Source organism: Nonomuraea cavernae, assembly GCF_014646355.1.
Taxonomy (GTDB): Bacteria; Actinomycetota; Actinomycetes; order Streptosporangiales; family Streptosporangiaceae; genus Nonomuraea; species Nonomuraea cavernae.
This window is the reverse complement of record NZ_BMNH01000003.1, coordinates 246,461-269,205: the sequence shown is the minus strand read 5'-3', so window position 1 is coordinate 269,205 and position 22,745 is coordinate 246,461. Positions and strand designations below refer to the sequence as shown.

The following is a 22,745-nucleotide window of genomic DNA, read 5'->3' as shown; positions in this document are numbered from 1 at the left end:
TGCCGGATCCCCCCGCAAGTCCTTGGCCAGGTCCTCCCACCATGGTGGGATATCGGCCTGCGGAGCGGTAAGGCGACGCGCCACTCTTAGGGCACATCCGACCGGATCCGTACCTAGATCCCGATGTTTCACTGGTCGGGCGCTTCGCGGGGCTCGGCGACGACCATGATGAGGCGGAGTTCGTCAGGCCCGTTGTTGGCGTAGCGATGGGGCCGATCGGCGGTGAAGACCACCGCGGCGTCGGTCCTGATCAGGTGGCTTCTGCCGTACACGGTGAGGGTGAGCTCACCCGCGAGGACAGTGAGCATCTCCCTGGTGCCGGGCGGGTGCGGATCGCCGTCGTGGTGCCCGCCGGGGCCGAGCCGCCAGTCCCACAGCTCCAGGATCGTCGGAGTGTCGGCGCCGACGAGCACCCGGGCGTGCACCTCGCCCTGGTCGAAGGTGACCACGTCGGCCTTCTCCACGATCCGGACCACCGGCACGTCGGCGACCTCGACCAGCCGGGCCACGGTCACGCCGAGCGCGGAGGCGATGCGGGTGAGGGTGGAGACACTGGGGTTGGTCCTGGCCTGCTCGACCTGGACGAGCATGCCTTTGCTCACCCCCGAGCGTGCGGCCAGGGCGTCGAGGGTGAAGCCGCGGTGTGAGCGCTGTGCCCTGACGTTGCTGGCGATGGCCTGGGTGATCGTCTCCGGATCCTGCATGAGTGCAGTCTAGTGAACCCCGCTTGCAGTATATTGCACCTATTGTGTTGCACTAAGAGTGCACTCCACTGCACCAGATGGGAGAGACGTGACTGCGGTGATCCTGGCGACCGCCTGTGCGTTGGTCTACGGCACGGCCGACTTCTTCGGCGGGCTGGCGACCCGGCGTTCCCGGGTGTTCGCGGTCGTGGCCCTGTCGCAACTGGCCGGCCTGGCGCTGATCCTGGCCCTGCTCCCGCTGCTGCCCGGCCTGTTCAGCGCCAGGGCGTTGCTCTGGGGGCTGGCCGCCGGTCTGGCGGGCGCGGCCGGGCTCGTGCTGTTCTACCGGGCGCTGGCCACCGGGGTGATGTCGGTGGTCGCGCCCACCACGGCGGTGACCTCCGCCGTGCTGCCGGTGCTGTTCGGGCTCGCCAGCGGCGAGCGGCCGCATCCCGTGGCGCTGACCGGGGTGGTGCTCGCGCTCGGCTCGGTGCTGCTGGTCAGCCAGGACCCGTCGGCCGCGAAGGGCGGCTCCGTGGGTTCGGTGCTGGTCGCGCTGGCGGCGGGCGCCGGGTTCGGCGGCTTCTTCATCCTGCTCGCGCTGGCCCCGGACGACGCCGGGCTGTGGCCGCTGGTCGGCGCCCGGCTCTCGTCGGTGACCATGGTCGTGCTGCTGGCCGTCGTCGCCGGGCGCACGCTGAAGCCGGCCGCCGGGGGGTTGCGCGTCATCGTCGCCGCCGGCCTGCTCGACATGCTGGCCAACGTCCTCTACCTGCTGGCCAAGGCCGAGGGCCTGCTCAGCCTGGTGGCGGTGCTGGTCTCGCTCTACCCGGCGAGCACGCTGCTGCTGGCCAGGCAGGTGCTCGGTGAGCGGCTGCACCCGGTCCAGCTGACCGGGGTCGCCTGCGCGCTGGGGGCGGTCGCGCTCATAGCCGTTGCGTAGGCGACAAGCGCTTGCTACGTTTCGCCCGTGCGTCCCGACCGGGCACGGGCCCACAGTGAGTCGTTGAGACACCTGCTGGTGCCGTACGACTCGCCTGAGGCGTTCCTCCGACTGGTGGTGCCGCGCGTGCGCGACGCGCTGGCCGACGGCAGGCGGGTGCTCGCGGTCACCTGCGCGGCGAAGCTCGGGCTGCTGTCCGAGGCGCTCGGAGCCGACGCCGACCGGATCGACACCCGCCTGTCCGGCTCCTGGTACGCCCACCCGCACCGGACCCTGGCCGCCTACCACGAGTACGCGACAGGCCGGCGGACCCTGATCATCGGCGAGCCCGCCTGGACGGGCCGGAGCGACCGGGAGATCCGCGAGTGGATCCGCTACGAGTCGGTGCTCAACGCGGCCCTGGGCGGCGCCGCGACCACCGTGCTGTGCCCGTACGACCCGGGACGGACACCTGAGGAGGTGTACAGCCACGGCCCCGTCACGCACCCGCTCACGCTGCGCGCCGGCGGGGAGGTGGCCAACGCGCGGTTCGTGGAGCCGCACGAGCTGGTGCTGAGCGGCGACCTCGCGCCGCTGCCCGACCCGAGCGGGCGGGTGGAGTCGCTGCGGTTCACCGCCCGCGAGCTGAAGGACCTGCGCCAGGCGGTCACCGACTACGCCAGGGCGGCCGGGATGTCCCGGAGCGACGTCGCCTCGCTGGTGCTCGGCGTCTCGGAGATAGCCGCCAACAGCGTCGAGCACGGCGCCGGGCACGGCCTGGTCAGGATGTGGGTGAACGGGAGGGAGCTGGTCTGCGAGATCGCCGAGCCGGGCGGCGCTCTGACCGACCCGTTACCGGGCTACATACCACCGGAGCCCGAATCCTCTCGGGGATACGGGCTCTGGATCAGTCGTCAGCTCTGTGATCTCGTCGAGCTGCGGACGGAGCGCGGAACGCTCCGGGTGCGCCTGCACATGCGTCTCGGTGACTAGGCCGCGCTCTGCGCGGGCACGCGCACGGCGCCCTCGGCGCGGGCGTACGGCTCCAGCGTGTCGCGCAGCTGGCGGCGGCCGCGGTGCAGCCGGGACATGACGGTCCCGATGGGAGTGCCCATGCGCTCGGCGATCTCCTTGTACGCGAAGCCCTCGACGTCGGCCAGGTAGACGGCCACGCGGAAGTCCTCGGGCAGGGCCCGCAGCGCGTTCATCACCACGTTGTCGGGCAGCCGGTCGAGCGCCTCGGTCTCGGCGGACCTGAGCCCGGTCGAGCTGTGCGACTCGGCGGCGTGCAGCTGCCAGTCCTCGATGTCCTCGGCGGCGGAGAGCTTCGGCGAACGCTGCTTCTTGCGGTAGTCGTTGATGAAGTTGTTGGTGAGGATGCGGTGCAGCCAGGCCTTGAGGTTGGTGCCCTCGCGGAACTGGTGGTAGGAGGTGTAAGCCTTGGCCACCGTCTCCTGGACCAGGTCCTCGGCGTCGGCGGCGTTGCGGGTCAGTCGCATGGCGGAGGCGAACAGCTGCGACGTCACAGGCACGACGTCGCGCTCGAACCAGTCCTGACGCTGCTCATCGGTCATCGTGATCAATTCATTCCCCCTTGCACTGTCCCCGTCTCGGCGCAGGCAGCGAAACCATGTTCGCAAAACCCCCGTAAGGGCCGCGTTAACGGTTGCGCCTGGTCAGAGAGGTAAAAAAGTCCCATTGCTCGCGGCATGCGTCATCACGTCCACGGCCGGACTAGTCTCATTATCATAACACTATCCATCCAATTTCCTAGAAAAAGTGGGCGGAGTCACATGAGATAGCGTATGGACATGGATTTCGTGGACCGTCACGACATGGAGGCACGTCACTGGGTGGCGGAGGCCATCCGCAAGGTGGAGGCCGACGCCAACCGGAGCTGTGACACACACCTGCATGTCTTCCCGCTGCCCCCGCGGTGGGGGGTAAACCTCTACTTGAAAGACGAGTCGGTACACCCCACCGGTTCACTGAAACACCGACTTGCCCGATCACTTTTCCTGTACGGCCTGGCGAACGGCTGGATCGGCCCCTCGACCACGATCGTCGAGGCGTCCAGCGGCTCCACGGCCGTGAGCGAGGCCTACTTCGCCCGCCTGCTCGGCCTGCCGTTCATCGCGGTGATGCCCGCCTCCACCTCACCGGAGAAGTGTCACCTGATCGAGTTCTACGGCGGCAAATGTCATTTGGTCGACGACCCGACCACGATCTATGACGAGTCTCACCGCCTGGCCGCCGAGACGGGCGGCCACTTCATGGACCAGTTCACCTACGCCGAGCGGGCGACCGACTGGCGCGGCAACAACAACATCGCCGAGTCGATCTACGCGCAGATGTCGCTGGAGCCGCACCCCGTGCCGGCCTGGATCGTGGTCGGCGCGGGCACCGGCGGCACCTCGTCCACGATCGGCCGCTACATCCGCTACCGCCGCCACGACACCCGCCTGGCCGTCGCCGACCCCGAGGGCTCGGCCTTCTACCCGAGCTGGGTGTCGGGCGACCCCTCGGTCACCGCGCCGGGCTCGCGGATCGAGGGCATCGGCCGTCCCCGGGTGGAGCCGTCCTTCCAGCCCACGGTGATCGACCGCATGGTGGCCGTGCCCGACGCCCGGTCGATCGCCGCCATGCACTGGGTGCGCGAGGTCACCGGCCGGGACGTCGGCGGCTCCACCGGCACCAACGTGGCCGCCTGCGTGGACCTGATCAGGGAGATGCGCGAGGCCGGCGAGCAGGGCAGCGTCGTCACCCTCATCTGCGACGGCGGCGAACGCTACCGGGGCACCTACTGCGACCCCGGCTGGCTCGCCGCCCAGGGCCTCGACATCCACCCCCACCTCGACGAGTTCCGGGCCTTCCTGCCCGACTGATCGGCTAGGCGGCCTTGGCCGGGTCGACCTCGAACAGCTTGGCCACGTCGTCGAGGATCGCGTGGGCGCCCTGGATGCCGACGGCGGTCATCCAGGTGAGGTCGTTCACCTCGTGCTTCTCGCCCTTGAGCTTGCCCCACAGCGGGTTGTTCACGAACTTCTCCTTGGGCCCGTCGGCGGCGGGGTCCGCGTAGGTCGCCACGAAGATGTGGTCGGCGTCCAGATCGGCGATGCGCTCCTGGCTGACGTTGACCACGATCGAGTCGCTCACGGTGGGCTGGCCCTCCGGCCGGGGGAAGCCGATGTCCTTCATGACCAGGCCGGAGTAGGACTCCTCGACGTACAGGCGGGTCGTCGGCTCGCCCGCGAAACGGACGATTGAGATGGTCGGCAGCTCGCCCTCCTTCTCCTTGATCGCGGAGCCGATCTTCCCGGCCCGCTCCTCGAACGCCTTGAGCCTCGCCTCCGCCACGTCCTCCTTGCCGAGCGCCTGGCCCACCAGGCGGAGGTTCTCCTTCCAGATGGCGCCGGTCGTCTCGCTGAAGACGGTGGGAGCGATCTTGGCGAGCTTGTCGTAGAGCGCCTCGTGACGGACCTTGGCCGAGACGATCAGGTCGGGCTTGAGCGCGATGATCTTCTCCAGGCTCGGCTCCTCCAGCGTGCCGACGGCCGTGGCCTCCTTGCCGTACTCCTCGGCGACGGTGCCGAGGTAGTCGGGCAGCGCCGTGTCGATCGACCGGTAGGTGGTGTATCCGACCACCGGCGTCTCCAGTGTCAGCACCGCGTCCACGAAGCTCTGGTCCAGCGCCACCACCCGCTTGGGCCGGCTGGGGATCACGGTCTCGCCCATCGCGTGCTTGACGGTGCGGAACGGCCCGGCCGAGCTCTCCGGAGCGGTGGACTCGGCGGTCTCGGTCGAGCCGCAAGCGGCCAGCCCCGCCACCAGAACGACCCCTACCAGCGCACGCAACGATCTCATCGACAACCCCTCTTAGCTTAGGCAACCCTTAATTAAGTTAGCCGTGCCTAACCTGGCATACTTCTCCGGGATCGGGCAAATGCTGGAGGGACGAGTGGGAGCCACCGCTGTCGCGCCACGCTCGCACACCCTCCGTCACCGGCGTCTCCTTCTGCTCACCGTGCTGCTGGGAGCCGTCTGCGTGACCGTGGTGCTGAGCGTCACGGTCGGGTCCAGGCCCGTGCCGCCGGCCGACGCCTGGCAGGCGCTCACCGCCCCCGCCGGCACCGAGAGCCACATCATCGTCCGCTCGCTGCGCGTCCCGAGGACCGTGCTCGGCGTGCTGGCCGGCCTCGCGCTCGGCGTGGCTGGGGCGCTCATGCAGGGCCACACCCGCAACCCGCTCGCCGACCCCGGCCTGCTCGGCGTCACCCAGGGCGCCGCCTTCGCCATGGTGGCCTCGATCATCCTGCTCGGCGCCCAGAGCCTGCTCGCCTACATCTGGTTCGGCCTGGCCGGAGCGCTGATCGCCAGCGTGGGCGTGTTCGCGCTCGGCATGGTCGGCGGCCGGGGCGGCCCCACGCCCGTCACGCTCGCCCTCGCGGGCACCGCCGTCAGCGCCTTCCTCTACGCGCTGACCTCGGCCATCGTGCTCCTGGACGAGCAGGCCATGGACGTGTTCAGGTTCTGGCAGGCGGGTTCGATCGCCGCGCGCGGCCCCGACGTGGTCTGGCAGGTGCTGCCGTTCGTCGTGGCCGGCCTGGTGCTGGCCATGGTCAACGCCCCCGGCCTGAACGCGCTCTCCCTCGGCGAGGACGTCGCGCGCGGCCTCGGGCAGCGCATCGGCCTCACCCGGGGCGTCGGCGTCGCCGCCGTCACGCTGCTCACCGGCGCCGCGGTGGCGGCCTGCGGGTCCCTGGCCTTCGTCGGCCTGATCGTGCCGCATCTGGCCCGCTCGCTGTCCGGCACCGATCACCGCTGGCTACTGCCCTACTCCGGCCTGATCGGCGTCGCGCTGCTGCTGCTCGCCGACGTGATCGGCCGCGTCGTCGCCCCTCCCGGCGAGCTGGAGGTCGGCGTGGTGCTCGCCCTGCTCGGCGCCCCCTTCTTCGTCGCGCTGGTCCGCCGCAGGAAGCCGGTGCGGCTGTGACGACCGTCCTCGCGCTCCGCGTCGCGGGCCTGTCCTGGCGGGTACGCCCCCGCGCCGCCGCCGTCACGCTGGGCGGCCTCCTGCTACTCGGCGTGCTCATGGCACTGAACATGCGCATCGGCGACATCCAGATGAGCCTGGCCGAGGTGGCGCGGGCCACGTTCGACACCGCGAGCGCCGGCCACTTCGTCATCATGGATCTCCGCCTGCCCCGCGCCCTGACCGGCGCGCTGGTGGGCGCCGCGCTGGCGCTGTCCGGCGCGATCATCCAGTCCATCGCCCGCAACCCGCTGGCCAGCCCCGAGATCCTCGGGGTCACCACCGGCGCCTCGGTCGCCGTCGTGGCCGGCGTCGTGGTCAGCGGCAGCGCGTACGGCGGCGCCAGCGGGCTGCTCTCCACCCTCGGCATCCCGGCGCTGGCCCTGGCCGGCGGGCTCGTCGGCGCCATGATCGTCTACACGCTGGCCTGGCGGCGCGGGCTCGACGGCTACCGGCTGGTCCTCGTCGGCATCGGCGTGGCGGCCGTGTTCACCAACGTCAAGTTCTGGCTGCTGACCATCGGCGACGTCAACGACACCAGCCGGGCCATGGTCTGGATCAGCGGCTCGCTCAACGGCCGCGGCTGGGAGCACGTCCGGCCCGTCGGCGTGGCCCTCGCCGTGCTCATCCCGCTGGCGCTGCTCGGCGCCCGGTCGCTCGACGCGCTGCGCTTCGGCGACGACACCATCACCGGGCTGGGCGTGCGGATGAACCTCTCGCGGGCCCTGCTGATCCTCGCGGCCGTGCTGCTCGCCGCGGTCGCCACCGCCTCGGCCGGGCCGATCGCGTTCGTCGCGCTGGCCGCGCCGCAGATCGCGCTCCGGCTGGCCCGCTGCGCGCAGCCACCGCTGCTGTCGTCGGCCGTCGTGGGCGCCCTGCTCACCACTGGCGCCGACCTGATCGCGCGCACCGCCTTCTCCCCTGTCGAGCTGCCCGTGGGCATCGTGACCGCGGTGCTCGGCGCGCCGTACCTGATTCATCTGATCTGGAGGGCACGCACTTGAGGCTCCAGGCCGCCGCCGTCAAGCTCGGCTACGGCGAACGAACCGTCGTGGACGGGCTCGACCTCGTCGTCGAGCCGGGCACGGTCACCGCGATCATCGGCCCCAACGGCTGCGGCAAGTCCACGCTGCTGCGCGCCCTCGGCCGCCTGCTCAAGCCGCGAGGCGGCGAGGTGCTGCTCGACGGCAAGCGCATCGATCGCATCCCCACCCGCGAGGTGGCCAAGGTGCTCGGCCTGCTCCCCCAGGCGCCCACCGCGCCGGAGGGCCTGACCGTCGCCGACCTGGTCGTCAGGGGCCGCCACCCGCACCAGACCTGGTATCGGCAGTGGTCGTCGGACGACGAGGCGGCCGTGAGCGAGGCGCTGGCCATGACCGGGCTGGCCGACCTGGCCGAGCGCCCGCTGGACGAGCTGTCCGGCGGGCAGCGGCAGCGGGCCTGGATCTCCATGGCCCTGGCCCAGGGCACCGACCTGCTGCTGCTGGACGAGCCGACCACCTTCCTCGACCTGGCTCACCAGGTGGAGGTCCTGGAGCTGGTCCGCCGACTGCACCAGGCGGCCGACCGGACCATCGTGATGGTGTTGCACGACCTCAACCTGGCGGCCCGTTACGCCGACCGGCTGGTGGCCATGCGCGAGGGCCGGGTGATCATCGCCGGCGCCCCGCACGAGGTGCTGACCGAGGAGCTGTTGCGCGAGGTGTTCGAGCTGGACGCCAAGGTGATCACCGACCCGGTGGCGGGCACGCCGCTGGTCATCCCGATCGGGCCGCACCGCTAGCGACCGGCGCCCCGCTCATGGTCGCTCGGCGAGCGCCCGCCGGATCTCCTCGTCGTCGGGCGCCAGCTCCTGGGCTCGCAGCAGGTCGGCTCGGGCCAGCGCGGGCTGCCCGCACCTCCGGAGCGCGAGCGCCCGATTGAACCTGACCTCCGCCCCCTCCTCCAGCTCGATCGCCCGGCTCAGGTCGGCGACGGCGCTCTCGTACTCGCCCTCGCCGAACGCGACCGCGCCGCGCCCCGCCCAGGCCGCCGCCAGCCGCGGCTCGCGTTCCAGCGCCGAGTCGAACGCCTTGCGGGCCTCCAGCGCGTGCCCCTCCGCCGCCTCGATCTGCCCCAGCACGCAGAGCAGGTACGGGTTGCCGACATCGCGCTCGGCGTCGGCCCTGGCCCTGGCCGGCTCGTTCAGCGCCACGAGCAGCCCGGCCCGGTTGACGTAGGCGTCGGTGAAACCGGGATCCAGCTCGATCGCGTGATCGAGGTCCGCGAGCGCGCCCGCGAGGTCGCCGGCGGCGAAACGGATCTCGGAGCGGTTGTAGTAGGGCTCGGGGAAGGGCGGGCCGACCCGCATGGCCGTCTCGTAGTCGGCCGTCGCCTCGGCCGGACGGCCCAGGCGGTGCAGCAGGTTGCCCCGGTCGAGGTAGTAGTCGGGATAACCGGGATCGGCCGCGACGACCGCGTCGAGATCGCGCAGCGCGCCGGCGAGGTCGCCCCGCTGGGCCGCCAGCTGGGCCCGGTTCGCCCGCAGCACGAGCCTGTGGATGGGGTGCCGGCCGGGCTCCAGGTCGCGCTCGGCCAGCTCGACGGCCTCCTGGACGAGCCGCTCGGCCTGCGCGAGGCGCCCTCTGCGCACCTCGACCAGCGCCTTGCCGTTGAGGTCGAAGCTCAGGTGGAAGGCCCGCTCGCCGCGATCGGGCAGCAGCGAGGTGAGCGCGACCGCCTGGTTGATCCAGGCCATCGCCTCCTCGGGGTCGCGCTCGCCGGGGTCGTGGTGGCGGACGAGCAGCATCGCGGTGGCGTAGGCGGCTGTGGCGAGCTCCTTGGGCCGGGTGCTGACCCGGCGGGCGCGGTCGAGCAGGTCGCGGGCCTCGCCCTCCCGGTCGAGGGCGGCCAGCGCGGTGGCCGTACGGTGCAGCAGCGTCCACCACTCCTCGCCGTCCTCGTCCAGCGTGGGCAGCAGCGCCAGGCCGGCCTCGGCCATGGCGTGGTGGAAGCCCTCGTTGCGGTAGCGGTCGAGTTCGGCCGCGGGCGGGACGACAGGCCGCGGGCGTGGCGGCCCGGGCGGAGAGATCACCACCGTGACGGACGCGGCGGGCACGCGGCGCCTCAGCACCGCCAGGAATTCAGTATCGGTCGGGTCCGATTCTTCGGCATTATTCACCCGTAAAGTCAGCGGCACACTCCGCGCCACATGATCCCGGACGAACTCCGCCAGCCCGTTCGCCAGCCGGAGCGTCCGCAGGGGTGCGGGCACCAGGATGCGTTCGTCCTGCGGCAGCCGGTCGGCCAGCGAGGTCCTCCGGGCGGGGACCAGGTCGCGCAGACCGGGCGCGGCGGCTCTGATCTCGATGTCGTGCGCGGCCACCAGATCCGGCGCGGCCTCGGGGAGCAGCGCCGTGAGCAGCCCGGACGCCAGCGTGTAAGGGCCGCGCAGCCTGCGGTCGGCGTCAACCGTGATCTCGCGCAGAGTCACTCCCGGAGAAGACGGAAACCGGCGTCACCACCGCAGACGCCGGCCTCATCCGTGCGTTCAGGACAGGTCAGGCCGAGTGCTTCGGACTCGCGGCTCCGGACAGCTTGACGGTGCCGGGTTTGTGGACGACGACTCTCTTCATTGAGCGCCCTTTCCGATCAGTTTCCGAGGACCGCTCAATGTCAACACGGCACCGGTCAAACGACAAGGCATCAACCGGTAAGTGACATATCCGAATTGATTATGTGTCAGTCCCCAAGGATCGCGTCCACGAACACCTCGGGGTCGAACGGAGCCAGATCGTCGGGCCCCTCGCCCAGCCCGGCCAGTTTGACCGGCACCCCCAGCTCGCGCTGCACCGAGATGACGATGCCGCCCTTGGCCGTGCCGTCGAGCTTGGTCAGCGCGATGCCGGTGATGTTGACCACCTCGGCGAAGACCTGCGCCTGCCGCATGCCGTTCTGGCCGGTGGTGGCGTCGAGGACCAGCAGCACCTCGTCGACGGTGGCCTTCTTCTCGATCACCCGCTTGACCTTGCCCAGCTCGTCCATCAGGCCGGTCTTGGTGTGCAGCCGGCCCGCCGTGTCGACGATGACCACGTCGACCTTGTCCAGGATGCCCTTGGCGGTGGCGTCGAAGGCCACCGAGGCCGGGTCGCCGGCCTCCGGCCCGCGCACCACCTCGGCCCCGACCCGGTCACCCCAGGTCTGCAACTGGTCGGCCGCCGCCGCGCGGAACGTGTCGGCCGCGCCGAGCACGACCGTCTTGCCGTCGCCGATGAGCGAGCGGGCGAGCTTGCCGGTCGTGGTGGTCTTGCCGGTGCCGTTGACGCCCACGACGAGCACCACCGCGGGCCGCTCACCATGCCTCTGGACGTGCAGGGTGCGGTCGAGATCGGGATTGACCTGGGCCAGCAACTGCTCGCGGAGCAGGGCGCGCACCTGGTCGGGCGTGCGGGTGCCGAGCACCTTGACCTTGGTCTGCAGCTCCTCGACGATGGCGCGGGTGGGCGCCACACCGACGTCGGCGGTGATCAGCGCCTCCTCGATCTCGTCCCAGACCTCGTCGTCGAGGCGGTCACGGGAGAGCAGCTCCAGCAGCCCCCGGCCGAGCGCGCTCTGCGAGCGGGCCAGCCTGGACCGCAGCCGCACCATCCGACCGGCGGACGGCGGCGGCACCTCCACCTCGGGCGGCGCCACGACCGGCTCGGCCGGTTTGACCGGAGGCGGGAGCGTGGTGGTGGCCCCCTCACCTTCCTCGCCACCTGGAGCCGCTCGCTTCTCCTTCTCCTCCGGAGGCAGCAGCGTCTCCGGCGGCTCGGCCGGTGGCGCGGCCTTGCCTCCCGGTCTGAAGAGCAGGAACAGGCCGCCCGCCGCCACGAGGGCGACGAGGACCACGATCACGATGACGCCGAGATAACCATCCACAAGACGTCAGTTTTCCAGATCGACCGGCATGGTCATGCCCAGGGCCACGCGGATCAGGCCGGCTCGCGCTCCCGCAGCCGCTGGCTGACGACCTGGGTGACGCCGTCGCCCCGCATCGACACGCCGTAGAGGGCGTCGGCGATCTCCATCGTGCGCTTGTTGTGGGTGATCACGATCAGCTGCGAGCTCTGCCGCAGCTCCTCGAAGAGCCGCAGCAGGCGCTGCGTGTTGGTGTCGTCGAGCGCCGCCTCGACCTCGTCCATGACGTAGAACGGCGAGGGCCGGGCCTTGAAGATGGAGATCAGGAACGCCACCGCCGTCAGCGACCGCTCACCGCCGGACAGCAGCGACAGCCGCTTGACCTTCTTGCCCGGCGGCCGGGCCTCGACCTCGATGCCGGTGGTCAGCATGTCGGTGGGCTCGGTGAGGACCAGCCGGCCCTCGCCGCCGGGGAAGACCCGGGTGAAGATCTGCTCGAACTCGCGGGCCACGTCCTCGTAGGCCGAGGAGAACATCTGCTCCACCCGGTCGTCGACCTCCTTGACCACGGTCATCAGGTCGCGCCTGGTCTTCTTGAGGTCTTCGAGCTGCGAGGTGAGGAAGGCGTGGCGCTCCTCCAGGGCGGCGAACTCCTCCAGGGCGAGCGGGTTGACCTTGCCCAGTTGGTTCATCTGCCGCTCGGCGGCACGGGCCCGTTTCTCCTGCTCCTCGCGTACGTAGGGGATCGGCGGGTCGCCGGGCACCGGGGCCTGCGGGCCGTACTCGGAGATCAGGGTCTCGGGCTCGACGCCGAACTCGTCCAGGGCCCGCTGCTCCAGCTGCTCCAGGCGCAGCCGCTGCTCGGTGCGGGCGACCTCGCTGCCGTGCACGCGGTTGACCAGCTTGTCGAGCTCCTGGCTGAGCTCGCGGACGCGCACGCGTACCTGCTTGAGCTCGGCGTCGATCGCCACCCGCGCCAGGTCGGCCTCGTCACGCTCCCGGGCCGCGAGCTGGACGGACGAGGCGAGCGAGGTGAGCACCCGCCTGGCGCCCCCGCTGACGGCCTCGGCCACCTCCGCCTGGCGCCTGCGCCTGGCGCGCCGGGCGGCGGCCTGGGCACGCTCGTGCCGCTCGCGCTGGGCGGCGCGGACGAGGCCGTCGGCCCGGCCCTCGATGCCCTTGACGCGCTCCTCGGCGGTGCGGACCTGGAGCCGGGTCTCCATCTCGCGCTGCCTGTCGGTCTGGCAGGTGACGGCCAGCTCGTCGCGGGCCTCGGTGGTGGGCTCCGCCTCCAGCTCCTGGGAGTATTCGGCCTCGGCCAGCCTGATCTCCAGCTCGGCCAGCTCCGCCAGGCCCTCGGCCCGGGACTCCTCGGCCGCGGTGACGCCGTGACGCAGCCGCGCGGCCTCGTCGTGGGCGGCGTCGGCGGCCGCCTCCAGCTGGGCCAGCCGCTTGGCGGCGGCGGCGTCGCGCTGGTCGGCCTCTCGTTGCCGGGCCCTGACCTGGTCGAGCGCGCCCTGGGCGGCGCTCACCCCGGCCTGGGCGGTGCTGACGGCGGTCTGCGCCTCATTGACCCGGGCCTGCGCCTCCTCCACGGCCGCCTGGGCCGCCTGCTCGGTGGCGGCCGCCTCGTCGAGCGCCTCGGCGGTGCGCTCGGCGGTGGCCTCCGCGTCGCCGAGGTCGGCGACGGCGTCGTCGAGCGCCGCCCGCACCTGCAGGACCGAGGTGCCGCCCTCGAACCCGCCGCTGGCCAGATGGGCGCCGACGAGGTCACCGTCCCTGGTCACGGCGCGCAGCCCGGAGTGCTCCTCGACCACCCGGCGGGCGACGCCGAGATCGTCCACGACGACGACACCGGACAGCAGGCGGTCGACCGCCGACCTCAGGTGGCCTGGCACGGTCACCAGCTCGGCCGCCCACTCCCCACCTCCGGGCGCGGCCGTACGGACCTCGCCGCCTCCCGGCGCGGCCGCACGGACCCCGGTCTCCCCCATCCGGCCTGCCGCGGCTGCCGGGGACGGGTCCTTCGGCCCGTCACCTGGGGACGCGGACCCGCGTCCCGGCCCGTCGGCCGGGGAGGCGACGAGGAGGGTGGCCTGACCTGCCTCCTTGACCCGCAACAGCTCGATGGCCTCGATCGCCGTGGCGACGGACCTGACGGCGATGGCCTCGGCGACCGGGCCGAGCACGGCGGCGACCGCCGGCTCGGCGCCCGGCGTGACCTGGAGTGAGGCCGCGAGCGGGCCCAGCACCCCGGCCAGATCGGCCTCCAGGAGGGCGGCGCCGCCGTCGCCCTTGGCCAGCCCGAGCTCCAGCGCCTCGCAGCGGGCCCGCAGCGCGGCCACCGCCCGCTGGGCCTCCTGGTCGGCGGCGCGCGCCGCGACGACTCCCGCCTTGGCGGCCTGCGCGGCCGAACGCGGCGCGTCGAGGGCGGCCTTGGCCGACGAGGCCGCGGCGCGGGCCTCGTCGGCGACGGACTTGGCCTCCTCCACCAGTGCCTGCGCGGTGGCGAGCTCCTCGGCGAGCGCCGGATCGACGGCGGGCTCCTCGCGCCGCCGCTCCTCCAGGTCGTCGCGGGCGCGCCGCTCGCGCTCGGCCGCCTCGGCGACGGCCCGGTTGAGGCGGCCGATCTCCTCCTCGGCGGCGCGTGACCTGCTGCGCACGGAGTCGACCTGGCCCCGGAGTTTGGCCAGGCCCTCGCGCCGGTCGGCGGCGGCCCTGGCGGCCATGGCGAGGCGGCGCTCCTCGGCGCTCAGCGCGGCCTCGGAGCCGGCCCGCCGCTGGACCGCCTCCTCCAGCAGCTCCTGGGCGTGCTCCAGCTCGGCCTGGAGGATGAGCTCCTGCTCACGCACCTCGGCGGCCTCGCGTTCGAGATCTTCGGGGTCGCGCCCGCGCCGCTCGATGGAGGCGGCGTCGACGGCGTGCCGGTGGCGCTCGGCGGCCAGTTGTTCGAGGCCGGTGATGCGTTCGCGCAGGCTGGACAGCCGGAAGTAGGTCTCCTGCGCGGCGCTCAGCCGGGGCTGAGCCTCGGCCTCGGCGCTCTCCAGGGCGGCCTCCCGCTGCTGGCCCTCGGCCAGCTCGGCCTCCACCTGGGTGCGTCTGCTCAGGACGGCGGCCTCGTCGGCGGCCTCGCGCTCCAGCGTCGAGCGCAGGATGCCGACGTCGTCGGCCAGCAACCGCAGCCGCGCGTCGCGCAGGTCGGCCTGGATCACGGCGGCCTTGCGGGCGATCTCGGCCTGACGGCCGAGCGGCTTGAGCTGGCGGCGCAGCTCGGTGGCGAGGTCCTGGACGCGGGTCAGGTTGGCCTGCATCGCGTCGAGCTTGCGCAGCGCCTTCTCCTTGCGCTTGCGGTGCTTCAGAACGCCCGCGGCCTCCTCGATGAACGCCCGCCGGTCCTCGGGACCGGCGTGGAGCACCGCGTCGAGCTGGCCCTGGCCGACGATGACGTGCATCTCGCGGCCGATGCCCGAGTCGGACAGCAGCTCCTGGATGTCGAGGAGACGGCAGGTGTCGCCGTTGATCGCGTATTCGCTCTGGCCCGACCGGAACATCAGCCGGCTGATCGTGACCTCGCTGTAGTCGATCGGCAACGCCCCGTCGGAGTTGTCGATGGTCAGCGTCACCTCGGCCCGGCCCAGCGGCGGCCTGGACGAGGTGCCGGCGAAGATCACGTCCTCCATCTTGCCGCCGCGCAGCGACTTGGCGCTGTGCTCGCCCATGACCCAGGCCAGGGCGTCGACGACGTTGGACTTGCCGGAGCCGTTGGGGCCCACGACGCAGGTGATGCCGGGCTCGAAACGCAGAGCGGTCGCGGAGGCGAAGGACTTGAAGCCGCGCAGGGTGAGGGTCTTCAAATACAAGCGTCGGCCCCCTTCTCCCTGAACGGACTCCGGAAAAGCCTACTGGTCCTGCCTGCCCCATGCTGGCCGCCGCAGTCGAGTCCGCGGCGGACCAGGCAAAAGAGCTACCAAGATATTCCGGATCGGGCGATGAAGAGGGCAAATAACGAGGGACGCCTCATGGAGACGTCCCTGGATCATGCGATCCGATCACTCGTCAGGTGAGTGCCGGCTCGCGCTCCTGCATGCGACTGATTGCCTCATCGCGGGTTTGCGCCGCAAGAGCGTCATTCTGGGCCTGAAGTCGGATGAGTTCTGCCTCCAGATCACGGATTCGCTGCTGCAGACGGCGCATCTCCGAGACCATTCGAGGGTCAGGACCGCCGACGTGGCCGAGTAGAGCCTTCGCCATGGTAAAGGGTCCTCCACGCTGAGTGACCAGACTGGTTCGCGCACTTCTTATTCCGCGGGAGGGGTGCGCGTGGTACCTAACAAGAGTCGCACCGGCAGTGTGGGCGGTCAAGTCGAACGAACCGCTGTTACCCCCCAGTGGGCACTCTTGCCATATAACTATACCCCATTTGGGGTGTTTAACGAAAGTCCTTACCGCTCGAGGAATCCCCCCAAACCACCTCGCACTTCACTCCAGCGTTCCACTACTCCATCCACCCGGCCCGGCGTGTCGCAACCTCTGAGCAGGTCCAGGAGCTTGACGCAGGCCTCCCGGGAGCCCTCGGCGACGACCTCCACCCGGCCGTCCTCGGTGTTGCGTGCCCAGCCGACGAGCCCCAGCTCCAGCGCCCGGGCCCTGGTCCACCACCGGAACCCGACCCCCTGCACCCGCCCGCGCACCCAGGCGGTCACCCGGACGATCTCGGTGTGCTCCGGCATTCCACTGTCTCCGTCGCGTCTCAGGTGGGTGGTCAGCGCGGCCGTCGCTGGCAGGTCGGACAGGAGTAGGACGAGCGGTTCATGAACGCCTCACGCCGGATCGGGGTGCCGCAGCGCGAGCAGGGCTGGTCGCGCCTGCCGTAGACCTCCAGGGAGCGGTCGAAGTAGCCGCTCTCACCGTTGACGTTCACGTAGAGGCTGTCGAACGAGGTGCCGCCCTGGGCCAGCGCGGCGCCCATCACCTCGCGTACGGCGGCCAGCAGCTCGGCGATCTTGGGCCGGGTGAGGGTCTGCGTGGGACGGGCCCAGTGCAGCCGGGCCAGCCAGAGCGCCTCGTCAGCGTAGATGTTGCCGACCCCGCTGATCAGCGACTGGTCGAGCAGGGCCCGCTTGATCTCGGTCCGCTTGCGCCGCAGGCCGGCCGTGAACGCCTCGTCGTCGAACGCCTCTTCGAACGGGTCGGGCGCGATGTGCGAGATCGGCTCGGGGACGCCGTCGACCAGGGCCGTGAGCATGACATGGCCGAACGTCCGCTGATCGACGAACCGGAGGTCGGGACCGCCGTCCGTGAAGCCGAGACGTACCCGCAGATGCTTCTCCAGCGGCGCGTGCGGGTCCACCACGAGCAGTTGGCCGCTCATTCCGAGGTGGGCCATGAGCGCCTCCTCGGCGCCCGACAGGGGCAGCCACAGGTATTTGCCGCGACGTTCGGCGGAGATGACCGTGCGGCCCTTCAGCCGCGCGGCGAACTCCGTGGCGCCCGGAACGTGACGCCTGATGGCACGCGGGTGCAGCACCTCCGCCGTGGCGATCTCGCGGCCGGCCACCCACTGGGCGAGCCCCCGCCGGACGACCTCGACCTCTGGCAGCTCGGGCACCCTAGCCCGCCGGCTGGCTCTCGCGCTGCTCGCGGCGGGCCCGGATGCGGGTCCACGCCGCCTCGGCCGCCTGCTGCTCGGCCTCCTTCTTGCTGCGCCCCGTGCCCGAGCCGTAGGCCTCGCCGCCCACCAGCACCTCGGCGGTGAAGGACTTGGCGTGGTCGGGGCCGCTCTCCTCGACGTGGTATTCGGGCACGCCGAGCGCCTCGGAGGCGGTAAGCTCCTGCAGGGACGTCTTCCAGTCGAGCCCCGCGCCGAGCGAGGCCGAGCGGACGATCAGCGGGTCGAACAACAGGTGGACCACGCGGAACGCCTCGTCCAGCCCCTTGTCGACGTAGACGGCGCCGATCAGCGCCTCCAGGGTGTCGGCCAGGATCGACGACTTGTCGCGCCCGCCCGTGCCCTCCTCGCCCCTGCCGAGCCGCAGGAACCGGCCCAATCCCAGGTCGCGGGCCACGTCGGCCAGGGCACGCATGTTGACCACCGCGGCCCGCAGCTTGGCCAGCTGCCCCTCGGGCAGGTCGGGGTGGTTGCGGTAGAGGGTGTCGGTGACCACCAGGCCCAGCACCGAGTCGCCGAGGAACTCCAGGCGCTCGTTGGTGGGCAGGCCGCCGTTCTCGTACGCGTAGGAGCGGTGCGTCAACGCCCGCTCGAGAATGTCGGAGTCGAGGCTGACGGCCAGCACTCTCTCCAGCTCTGCTCCGGCGACCTCCACGGCCACCGGCTTAGGACCTGCGCCCACGTGTTCCTCCTCGGACACCTTCACACGGCGCGACGGCTGCGGAGGATGCCCGAAAACGTGGTGGGCGTCGGGGAGGACAGAGCCCCGGCGTCCACCACGACCGCGGGCGAACCGCTACCGCACGCATCTGAGACGTTAACGCCGACCGGGGCACAATGGCACCCGGTCGGCATCACGTCAACTGCGAGATCAGGCGGACGGCTCGATGACCTGACGACGGTTGTAGGTGCCACAGGTGGGGCACGCGATGTGCGGCTGCTTGGGCGAACGGCACTGCGGGCAGCTCACCAGGGCGACAGCAGTCGTCTTCCACTGGGAGCGACGGGCGCGGGTGTTGCTCCGCGACATCTTTCGCTTCGGGACGGCCACGTCACTTCTCCTGATCGTTATCGTTCTCGGTAACCAGACCTTGCAACGACGCCCAGCGAGCGTCGATCTTCTCGTGCCGGTGATCGTCGCCGGCCTCGGCCAGCTTGACCCCGCACTCCACGCAGAGCCCCGTGCAGTCGTCGCGACAGACGGGACTCAGCGGCAGCGCGAGCACCACCGCGTCGCGGAACGTCGGCTCGAGGTCGAGCAGCGCCCCGTCGAGCAGTGAGTCGTCCTCGGAGGCGTCCTCGTCGGAGTAGAAGAACAGCTCCTGCAGGTCGACCGCGATCTCCGAGGTCAACGGGTCAAGGCACCGCGCGCACTCCCCGGCGAGCGGGGCCTGCGCCGTGCCCGAGACGAGCACGCCTTCCATCACTGCTTCGAACCGGAGATCCAGCTCGACTTCGGCGTCCTTGGGGACACCGATCATGTCGACGCCGAGATCTGCCGGTGCCGGAAGGGTCAGGGTCACCCGCCTCATCGTGCCCGGCCGCTTTCCCAGGTCGTGGGTGGAGATCACCCATGGGGAGCGGGGGTCGAGGTGCTGAGTCATCCTGCTCTCGCTAGGCATGGCGAAACCGTCGCCGTCGTACAAGGCTGAAATGAAAGGATACCAGGCCGCTGTCAGCTCCTGAGCCGCTCGACGAGCAGTGTGTGCACCAGATCCGGCACCAGGCCGGACACGTCGCCACCATAGCGGGCGATCTCCTTCACCCTGCTGGAGGACAGGAACGAGTATTCGGGGTTGGTCGGCATGAACAGCGTCTCGACGCCGGACAGCCGGTAGTTGAGCTGTGCCATCTGCAGCTCGTAGTCGAAGTCGCTGACCACCCTGATCCCCTTGACGATCGCGGGGATGTCGTTGTGCCTGCAGAAGTCGACGAGGAGCCCGTGGAACTTCTCGACCTTGACGTTGGGATATTCCTTGGTGACGGTCTGCAGCATGTCGATCCGCTCGTCGACCGTGAACAGGCTGCTCTTCTCGACGTTGATGAGGACGGCGACGGTCACCTCGTCATAGAGCCGGGCGGACCGGCCGATGATGTCGAGGTGACCATTGGTGATGGGGTCGAACGACCCCGGGCAGACAACGCGCCGCAAAACGCCTCCCAGGTCTACGGGTTCCCGGCGGCGCGACCGTACCAAACGGACGCTTCACCATAACGACGGACCCTCTCCTCAACGTACCCTTTAGGCCATATGAGGGGCTTTCCCCTGGTTTCCCGCTCGAATGCCACCAAAGCCCCCTCGGCCAGCCATCCGTGGTCGCGCAGCGACTCCAGCACCCGAGTCGCCTCCTCGCCCGAGACCGCGTAGGGCGGGTCGGCGAAGACGATGTCGTACGCCTCCCCGCCCTGGCCGGGCGACCGGTCACCGCCCGCGCCCTCCGGCTCTCCGGGAGGCCTGCCCAGCAGCCGCTCCACCCGGTCGGCGACCACCTGGACCCCGTCGAGCCCCAGCGCCTTGACGTTGGCTCTGATCGTCCGGACCGCCTTCGGGTCCGACTCCACCAGCAGCGCGTGCGCCGCCCCCCGGGACAGCGCCTCCAGCCCGACCGCCCCCGAGCCGGCGTACAGATCCATCACCCGGGCACCCGCCAGCCCCTGGAGCGAGTCGAGGGTCAAGAAGATCCCCTCTCGCGCCCTGTCGCTGGTCGGCCTCGTCCCGCGCCCCGGCGGCACGACCAGCCGCCGCCCACCCGCGGTCCCCGCGATGATCCGAGTCATAAGAGCCATTGTTCCGCATGTCAACGCAGGTCAAGAGTGCACAGGTGTCGGCCTTGAGAGCGCAAGGGTGATTCACATCGTCTGACCGGCCACGCATGATGAGTCCTGCGGCCTCCGAGGTGACCCAGCTGGAGGCCGACCGGTGTGATCGTGAGCCCTTCCGCACACCGGTTCCCTCGGCACCTGACCCGAGGGGTGGGCCCAGCCGGGGACGGCATTCGGGGGGAGGCCGTCCCCGCGGCTGGGGCCGTGATCACGCCGGCGCCGGCCACCGCGGAAAGACGCTCGCCAGCAATCCGCTCTCCGGTCACGTCCTGCCGAGCGCCCCGCCGTAGATCACGTCTTCTCCAGGTATTCGGCGCGTTCGTCGGCCAGCAGCCGGTCGATCTCGGCGCGGAGACCGTCGTGGGAGGTCAGGGAGGGATCTCTGGCCAGCAGGGCCGCCGCCTCCTCACGAGCCGCCTCGATCACGTCCTCGTCGCGCAGGAGCTGGAGCATCTTGAGCGATGACCGCTTGCCCGACTGGGCGGCGCCCAGGACATCGCCCTCACGGCGTTGCTCCAGGTCGACCCGGGACAGCTCGAACCCGTCGAGGGTGGCGGCCACGGCGTCGAGGCGGGCCCGGGCCGGAGTGCCCTCGGGGAAGTCGGAGACCAGCAGGCAGAGCCCCGGCAGGCCGCCGCGGCCGACCCGGCCGCGAAGCTGGTGGAGCTGGGAGACGCCGAACCGGTCGGCGTCCATGATGATCATGACCGAGGCGTTGCGCACGTCGACCCCCACCTCGATGACCGTGGTGGCGACCAGGACGTCGAGCTCGCCCCGCGTGAACGCGCGCATGACCGCGTCCTTCTCCTCGGGCGGGAGCTTGCCGTGCAGCACACCCAGCCGCAGATCATGGAAGGGCCCCTCGGACAGCAGGTCGGCGACCTCCAGGACGGCCAGAGGCGGCCGGCGCTCGTCGTCGGCGGGCGGCGCCAGGTCGCCCTCGTCGCCCTCCAGGTCGCCGATGCGGGGACAGACGATGTAGGCCTGCCGGCCCAGCGCCACCTCCTCGCGCACCCGCTCCCAGGTGCGCTCGAGGAAGTGGGGCTTGTCGGCGGCGGGCACCACGTGCGTGGTGATCGGGGCGCGGCCCGACGGAAGCTGCGCCAGCGTCGAGACCTCCAGGTCGCCGAAGACGGTCATGGCGACCGTGCGCGGGATCGGGGTGGCGGTCATCACCAGCACGTGCGGCCGCCCGCCGCCGGCCTTCTCGCGCAGGGCGTCGCGCTGCTCGACGCCGAACCGGTGCTGCTCGTCCACCACGACCAGGCCCAGGTCGGCGAACTGGACGTGCTCCTGCAGCAGCGCGTGGGTGCCCACGACGATGCCGGCCGTGCCCGAGGCGGCGTCGAGCAGGGCCGAGCGGCGGGCGGCGGCGCCCATGGAACCGGTCAGCAGGGTGACCGCCGTGCCGCCGAACATGCCGCCCTGCGCCAGGTCGCCCAGCATGGCGCTGATCGAGCGGTGGTGCTGCTGGGCGAGCACCTCGGTGGGCGCCAGCAGGACGGCCTGCCCGCCCGCGTCGACCACCTGCAGCATGGCGCGCAGCGCCACCACGGTCTTGCCCGCCCCCACCTCGCCCTGAAGCAGCCGGTGCATGGGGTGCTCCAGCGCCAGGTCGGCGGCGAGCTCCTCGCCCACGAGCGCCTGCCCCTCGGTGAGCGTGAACGGCAGCCGGGCGTCGAAGTCGGCCAGGATCCCGTCATCCCGACGCGGTCGCGGCCGGGCCGGCCAGGCCGTCGCGGCCTGCCTGCGCTGGAGCAGCACCGCCTGCAGCACGAAGGCCTCGTCGAACTTGAGCCGCTCCCGGGCCCGCCGCACCTCGGCGAAGTCCTTCGGCCGGTGGATGGCCTCCAGCGCCTCGCCCAGATCCTGCAGCCCGTGGCGGGCGCGCAGCTCCTCGGGCAGCGAGTCGGTCAGCGGACCCAGCGTGTCGAGCACCAGGCCGACCGCCCGCCTGATCACCCACGGCGTCAGGTCCTTGCCCGCCGGGTAGATCGGCACCGGCGCGGCGGAGAACTCGGCGGCGCTGGCCTCGGTCTCCTCGAACAACTCGAACTCCGGATGCGACAGCTGCCAGCGCGGGTTGGTGTGCGACCCGAACAGACCGACCTTGCCGGCGAACATGCCGCGCCGACCCGGCTTGAGCCGCGACTCGGCCACGTGGGAGCCCTTGCCGAAGAACGACAGATAGATCTTCTTGCCCGTGCCGTCGACGACCTCGACCTCGAGCCAGGTGCCGCCCCGGTTGCGCATGGGCTTGCGCATGAGCCTGGTGACCTCGCCCACCACGGTGACGTGCTCGTCGACCTCGAGCGCGTCGAGCGAGGTGAGCTCGCCGCGCTCGGCGTAGCGGCGCGGATAGTGGCGCAGCAGGTCGCCGACCGTCTCCAGGCCGAGCACGCCGTGCAGCAGCTTGGCGGTCTTGGGGTCGAGCGCCTTGGTCAGGGGCTCGGCGAAACGGCTCACCGGACCCCCACGGCCGCGCCCGGCGGTGTGATCGGCCCACGGCGGCCGGCGGGGCGATCGGTGTGTCCCGCCTGACCCGTCACGTCAAGCGGGGAGGGCCCGGGTTGCCGGAACCCGCGAACCGCGAACCTCAACACGACCTCCTCCTCGTGAGGTAGCTGCTGTTGTGATGCCCCGCCGTCGATGCCTTGGATGCCCGGGCGAGGGGAGGCTGTCGAGGGGAGGTTGTCAAGGCTCTATGTTCTACCGTCTCCGACCGACAGAACGAACCGT

General features: G+C 71.2%; 21 protein-coding genes. 6 read left to right on the top strand and 15 right to left on the bottom strand.

Features of this window, described 5'->3' with window-relative positions; genetic code table 11:
- Nucleotides 1-128: 128 nt before the first annotated feature.
- Nucleotides 129-704, bottom strand: coding sequence for a helix-turn-helix domain-containing protein (locus tag IEY82_RS08080; RefSeq protein ID WP_189123376.1), 576 nt, complete (start codon nucleotides 702-704; stop codon nucleotides 129-131).
- An 88-nt stretch (nucleotides 705-792) separates the two neighbouring features.
- On the opposite strand from IEY82_RS08080, the gene IEY82_RS08075 reads away from it, so the two are divergent.
- Entirely contained in the window at nucleotides 793-1,626 is an 834-nt protein-coding gene (locus tag IEY82_RS08075; RefSeq protein ID WP_189123375.1) for a DMT family transporter, read from the top strand.
- 63 nt (nucleotides 1,627-1,689) lie between these two features.
- A complete protein-coding gene (locus IEY82_RS08070; protein WP_189123374.1) occupies nucleotides 1,690-2,598 on the top strand; it encodes an anti-sigma factor RsbA family regulatory protein in 909 nt (302 codons plus the stop codon).
- Here IEY82_RS08070 and IEY82_RS08065 read toward each other — a convergent pair.
- On the bottom strand, nucleotides 2,595-3,179 hold the full coding sequence (locus IEY82_RS08065; protein ID WP_225262396.1) for a sigma-70 family RNA polymerase sigma factor: 585 nt from the start codon (nucleotides 3,177-3,179) through the stop codon (nucleotides 2,595-2,597). The two genes, IEY82_RS08070 and IEY82_RS08065, sit on opposite strands and share 4 nt — an antisense overlap.
- A 237-nt stretch (nucleotides 3,180-3,416) precedes the next feature.
- Here IEY82_RS08065 and IEY82_RS08060 point away from each other — a divergent pair, with 237 nt between their 5' ends.
- Entirely contained in the window at nucleotides 3,417-4,490 is a 1,074-nt protein-coding gene (locus IEY82_RS08060) for a PLP-dependent cysteine synthase family protein (RefSeq protein ID WP_189123372.1), read from the top strand.
- A gap of 4 nt (nucleotides 4,491-4,494) precedes the next feature.
- Here IEY82_RS08060 and IEY82_RS08055 read toward each other — a convergent pair whose 3' ends face one another.
- Nucleotides 4,495-5,469: an ABC transporter substrate-binding protein gene (locus tag IEY82_RS08055; protein WP_189123371.1), complete on the bottom strand. Its 975-nt coding sequence runs from the start codon at nucleotides 5,467-5,469 to the stop codon at nucleotides 4,495-4,497.
- A 94-nt stretch (nucleotides 5,470-5,563) separates the two neighbouring features.
- On the opposite strand from IEY82_RS08055, the gene IEY82_RS08050 reads away from it, so the two are divergent.
- Genes IEY82_RS08050 through IEY82_RS08040 form a run of 3 tightly spaced genes read left to right on the top strand, consistent with a single transcriptional unit; the run spans nucleotide 5,564 to nucleotide 8,420 of the window.
- Nucleotides 5,564-6,598, top strand: a complete 1,035-nt coding sequence (locus IEY82_RS08050) for a FecCD family ABC transporter permease (RefSeq protein WP_229697558.1) — start codon at nucleotides 5,564-5,566, stop codon at nucleotides 6,596-6,598.
- Nucleotides 6,595-7,641, top strand: a complete 1,047-nt coding sequence (locus IEY82_RS08045; protein WP_225262394.1) for a FecCD family ABC transporter permease — start codon at nucleotides 6,595-6,597, stop codon at nucleotides 7,639-7,641. The genes IEY82_RS08050 and IEY82_RS08045 overlap by 4 nt, the downstream gene beginning before the upstream one ends.
- Nucleotides 7,638-8,420 carry an ABC transporter ATP-binding protein gene (locus IEY82_RS08040; RefSeq protein WP_189123369.1) on the top strand — a complete coding sequence of 261 codons (783 nt, stop codon included), beginning with the start codon at nucleotides 7,638-7,640 and terminating at the stop codon, nucleotides 8,418-8,420. The genes IEY82_RS08045 and IEY82_RS08040 overlap by 4 nt, the downstream gene beginning before the upstream one ends.
- A gap of 15 nt (nucleotides 8,421-8,435) precedes the next feature.
- Here the strand turns inward: IEY82_RS08040 and IEY82_RS08035 are convergent, their stop codons facing one another.
- From IEY82_RS08035 to recG, 12 genes are all read right to left on the bottom strand, one after another.
- Complete coding sequence (locus IEY82_RS08035) at nucleotides 8,436-10,109, bottom strand: tetratricopeptide repeat protein (RefSeq protein WP_225262392.1); 1,674 nt, start codon at nucleotides 10,107-10,109, stop codon at nucleotides 8,436-8,438.
- A 248-nt stretch (nucleotides 10,110-10,357) separates the two neighbouring features.
- Nucleotides 10,358-11,536, bottom strand: coding sequence for a signal recognition particle-docking protein FtsY (gene ftsY / locus IEY82_RS08030; RefSeq protein WP_189123368.1), 1,179 nt, complete (start codon nucleotides 11,534-11,536; stop codon nucleotides 10,358-10,360).
- Between the two features lie 53 nt (nucleotides 11,537-11,589).
- On the bottom strand, nucleotides 11,590-15,375 hold the full coding sequence (locus IEY82_RS08025) for an SMC hinge domain-related protein (protein WP_189123367.1): 3,786 nt from the start codon (nucleotides 15,373-15,375) through the stop codon (nucleotides 11,590-11,592).
- Nucleotides 15,376-15,571: 196 nt separating this feature from the next.
- Nucleotides 15,572-15,766, bottom strand: a complete 195-nt coding sequence (locus IEY82_RS08020) for a hypothetical protein (protein ID WP_049556952.1) — start codon at nucleotides 15,764-15,766, stop codon at nucleotides 15,572-15,574.
- Nucleotides 15,767-15,957: 191 nt separating this feature from the next.
- Nucleotides 15,958-16,245 carry an acylphosphatase gene (locus IEY82_RS08015; RefSeq protein WP_189123366.1) on the bottom strand — a complete coding sequence of 96 codons (288 nt, stop codon included), beginning with the start codon at nucleotides 16,243-16,245 and terminating at the stop codon, nucleotides 15,958-15,960.
- Nucleotides 16,246-16,277: 32 nt separating this feature from the next.
- Nucleotides 16,278-17,123: a bifunctional DNA-formamidopyrimidine glycosylase/DNA-(apurinic or apyrimidinic site) lyase gene (gene mutM / locus IEY82_RS08010; protein ID WP_189123365.1), complete on the bottom strand. Its 846-nt coding sequence runs from the start codon at nucleotides 17,121-17,123 to the stop codon at nucleotides 16,278-16,280.
- 1 nt (nucleotide 17,124) lies between these two features.
- Nucleotides 17,125-17,844 carry a ribonuclease III gene (gene rnc, locus IEY82_RS08005; RefSeq protein WP_189123594.1) on the bottom strand — a complete coding sequence of 240 codons (720 nt, stop codon included), beginning with the start codon at nucleotides 17,842-17,844 and terminating at the stop codon, nucleotides 17,125-17,127.
- Between the two features lie 210 nt (nucleotides 17,845-18,054).
- Nucleotides 18,055-18,234 (bottom strand): 50S ribosomal protein L32, encoded by a 180-nt coding sequence (gene rpmF, locus IEY82_RS08000; RefSeq protein ID WP_033409409.1) that lies wholly within the window; start codon nucleotides 18,232-18,234, stop codon nucleotides 18,055-18,057.
- Between the two features lies 1 nt (nucleotide 18,235).
- Nucleotides 18,236-18,787, bottom strand: coding sequence for a YceD family protein (locus IEY82_RS07995; protein WP_189123364.1), 552 nt, complete (start codon nucleotides 18,785-18,787; stop codon nucleotides 18,236-18,238).
- A 71-nt stretch (nucleotides 18,788-18,858) separates the two neighbouring features.
- Nucleotides 18,859-19,335 carry a pantetheine-phosphate adenylyltransferase gene (gene coaD / locus IEY82_RS07990; RefSeq protein WP_189123363.1) on the bottom strand — a complete coding sequence of 159 codons (477 nt, stop codon included), beginning with the start codon at nucleotides 19,333-19,335 and terminating at the stop codon, nucleotides 18,859-18,861.
- A 14-nt stretch (nucleotides 19,336-19,349) separates the two neighbouring features.
- Nucleotides 19,350-19,961, bottom strand: a complete 612-nt coding sequence (rsmD, locus tag IEY82_RS07985) for a 16S rRNA (guanine(966)-N(2))-methyltransferase RsmD (protein ID WP_189123362.1) — start codon at nucleotides 19,959-19,961, stop codon at nucleotides 19,350-19,352.
- A gap of 336 nt (nucleotides 19,962-20,297) precedes the next feature.
- A complete protein-coding gene (gene recG / locus IEY82_RS07980; RefSeq protein ID WP_189123361.1) occupies nucleotides 20,298-22,472 on the bottom strand; it encodes an ATP-dependent DNA helicase RecG in 2,175 nt (724 codons plus the stop codon).
- Nucleotides 22,473-22,745 lie beyond the last annotated feature (273 nt).

Excerpts from the sequence above, each read along its gene's own strand:
- IEY82_RS08080 (WP_189123376.1), bottom strand. The coding sequence starts at position 704 with ATGCAGGATCCGGAGACGATCACCCAGGCCATCGCCAGCAACGTCAGG.
- IEY82_RS08065 (WP_225262396.1), bottom strand. The coding sequence starts at position 3,179 with ATGACCGATGAGCAGCGTCAGGACTGGTTCGAGCGCGACGTCGTGCCT.
- IEY82_RS08060 (WP_189123372.1), top strand. The coding sequence starts at position 3,417 with ATGGATTTCGTGGACCGTCACGACATGGAGGCACGTCACTGGGTGGCG.
- IEY82_RS08055 (WP_189123371.1), bottom strand. The coding sequence starts at position 5,469 with ATGAGATCGTTGCGTGCGCTGGTAGGGGTCGTTCTGGTGGCGGGGCTG.
- IEY82_RS08020 (WP_049556952.1), bottom strand. The coding sequence starts at position 15,766 with ATGGCGAAGGCTCTACTCGGCCACGTCGGCGGTCCTGACCCTCGAATG.
- IEY82_RS08015 (WP_189123366.1), bottom strand. The coding sequence starts at position 16,245 with ATGCCGGAGCACACCGAGATCGTCCGGGTGACCGCCTGGGTGCGCGGG.
- IEY82_RS07995 (WP_189123364.1), bottom strand. The coding sequence starts at position 18,787 with ATGACTCAGCACCTCGACCCCCGCTCCCCATGGGTGATCTCCACCCAC.
- rsmD (WP_189123362.1), bottom strand. The coding sequence starts at position 19,961 with ATGACTCGGATCATCGCGGGGACCGCGGGTGGGCGGCGGCTGGTCGTG.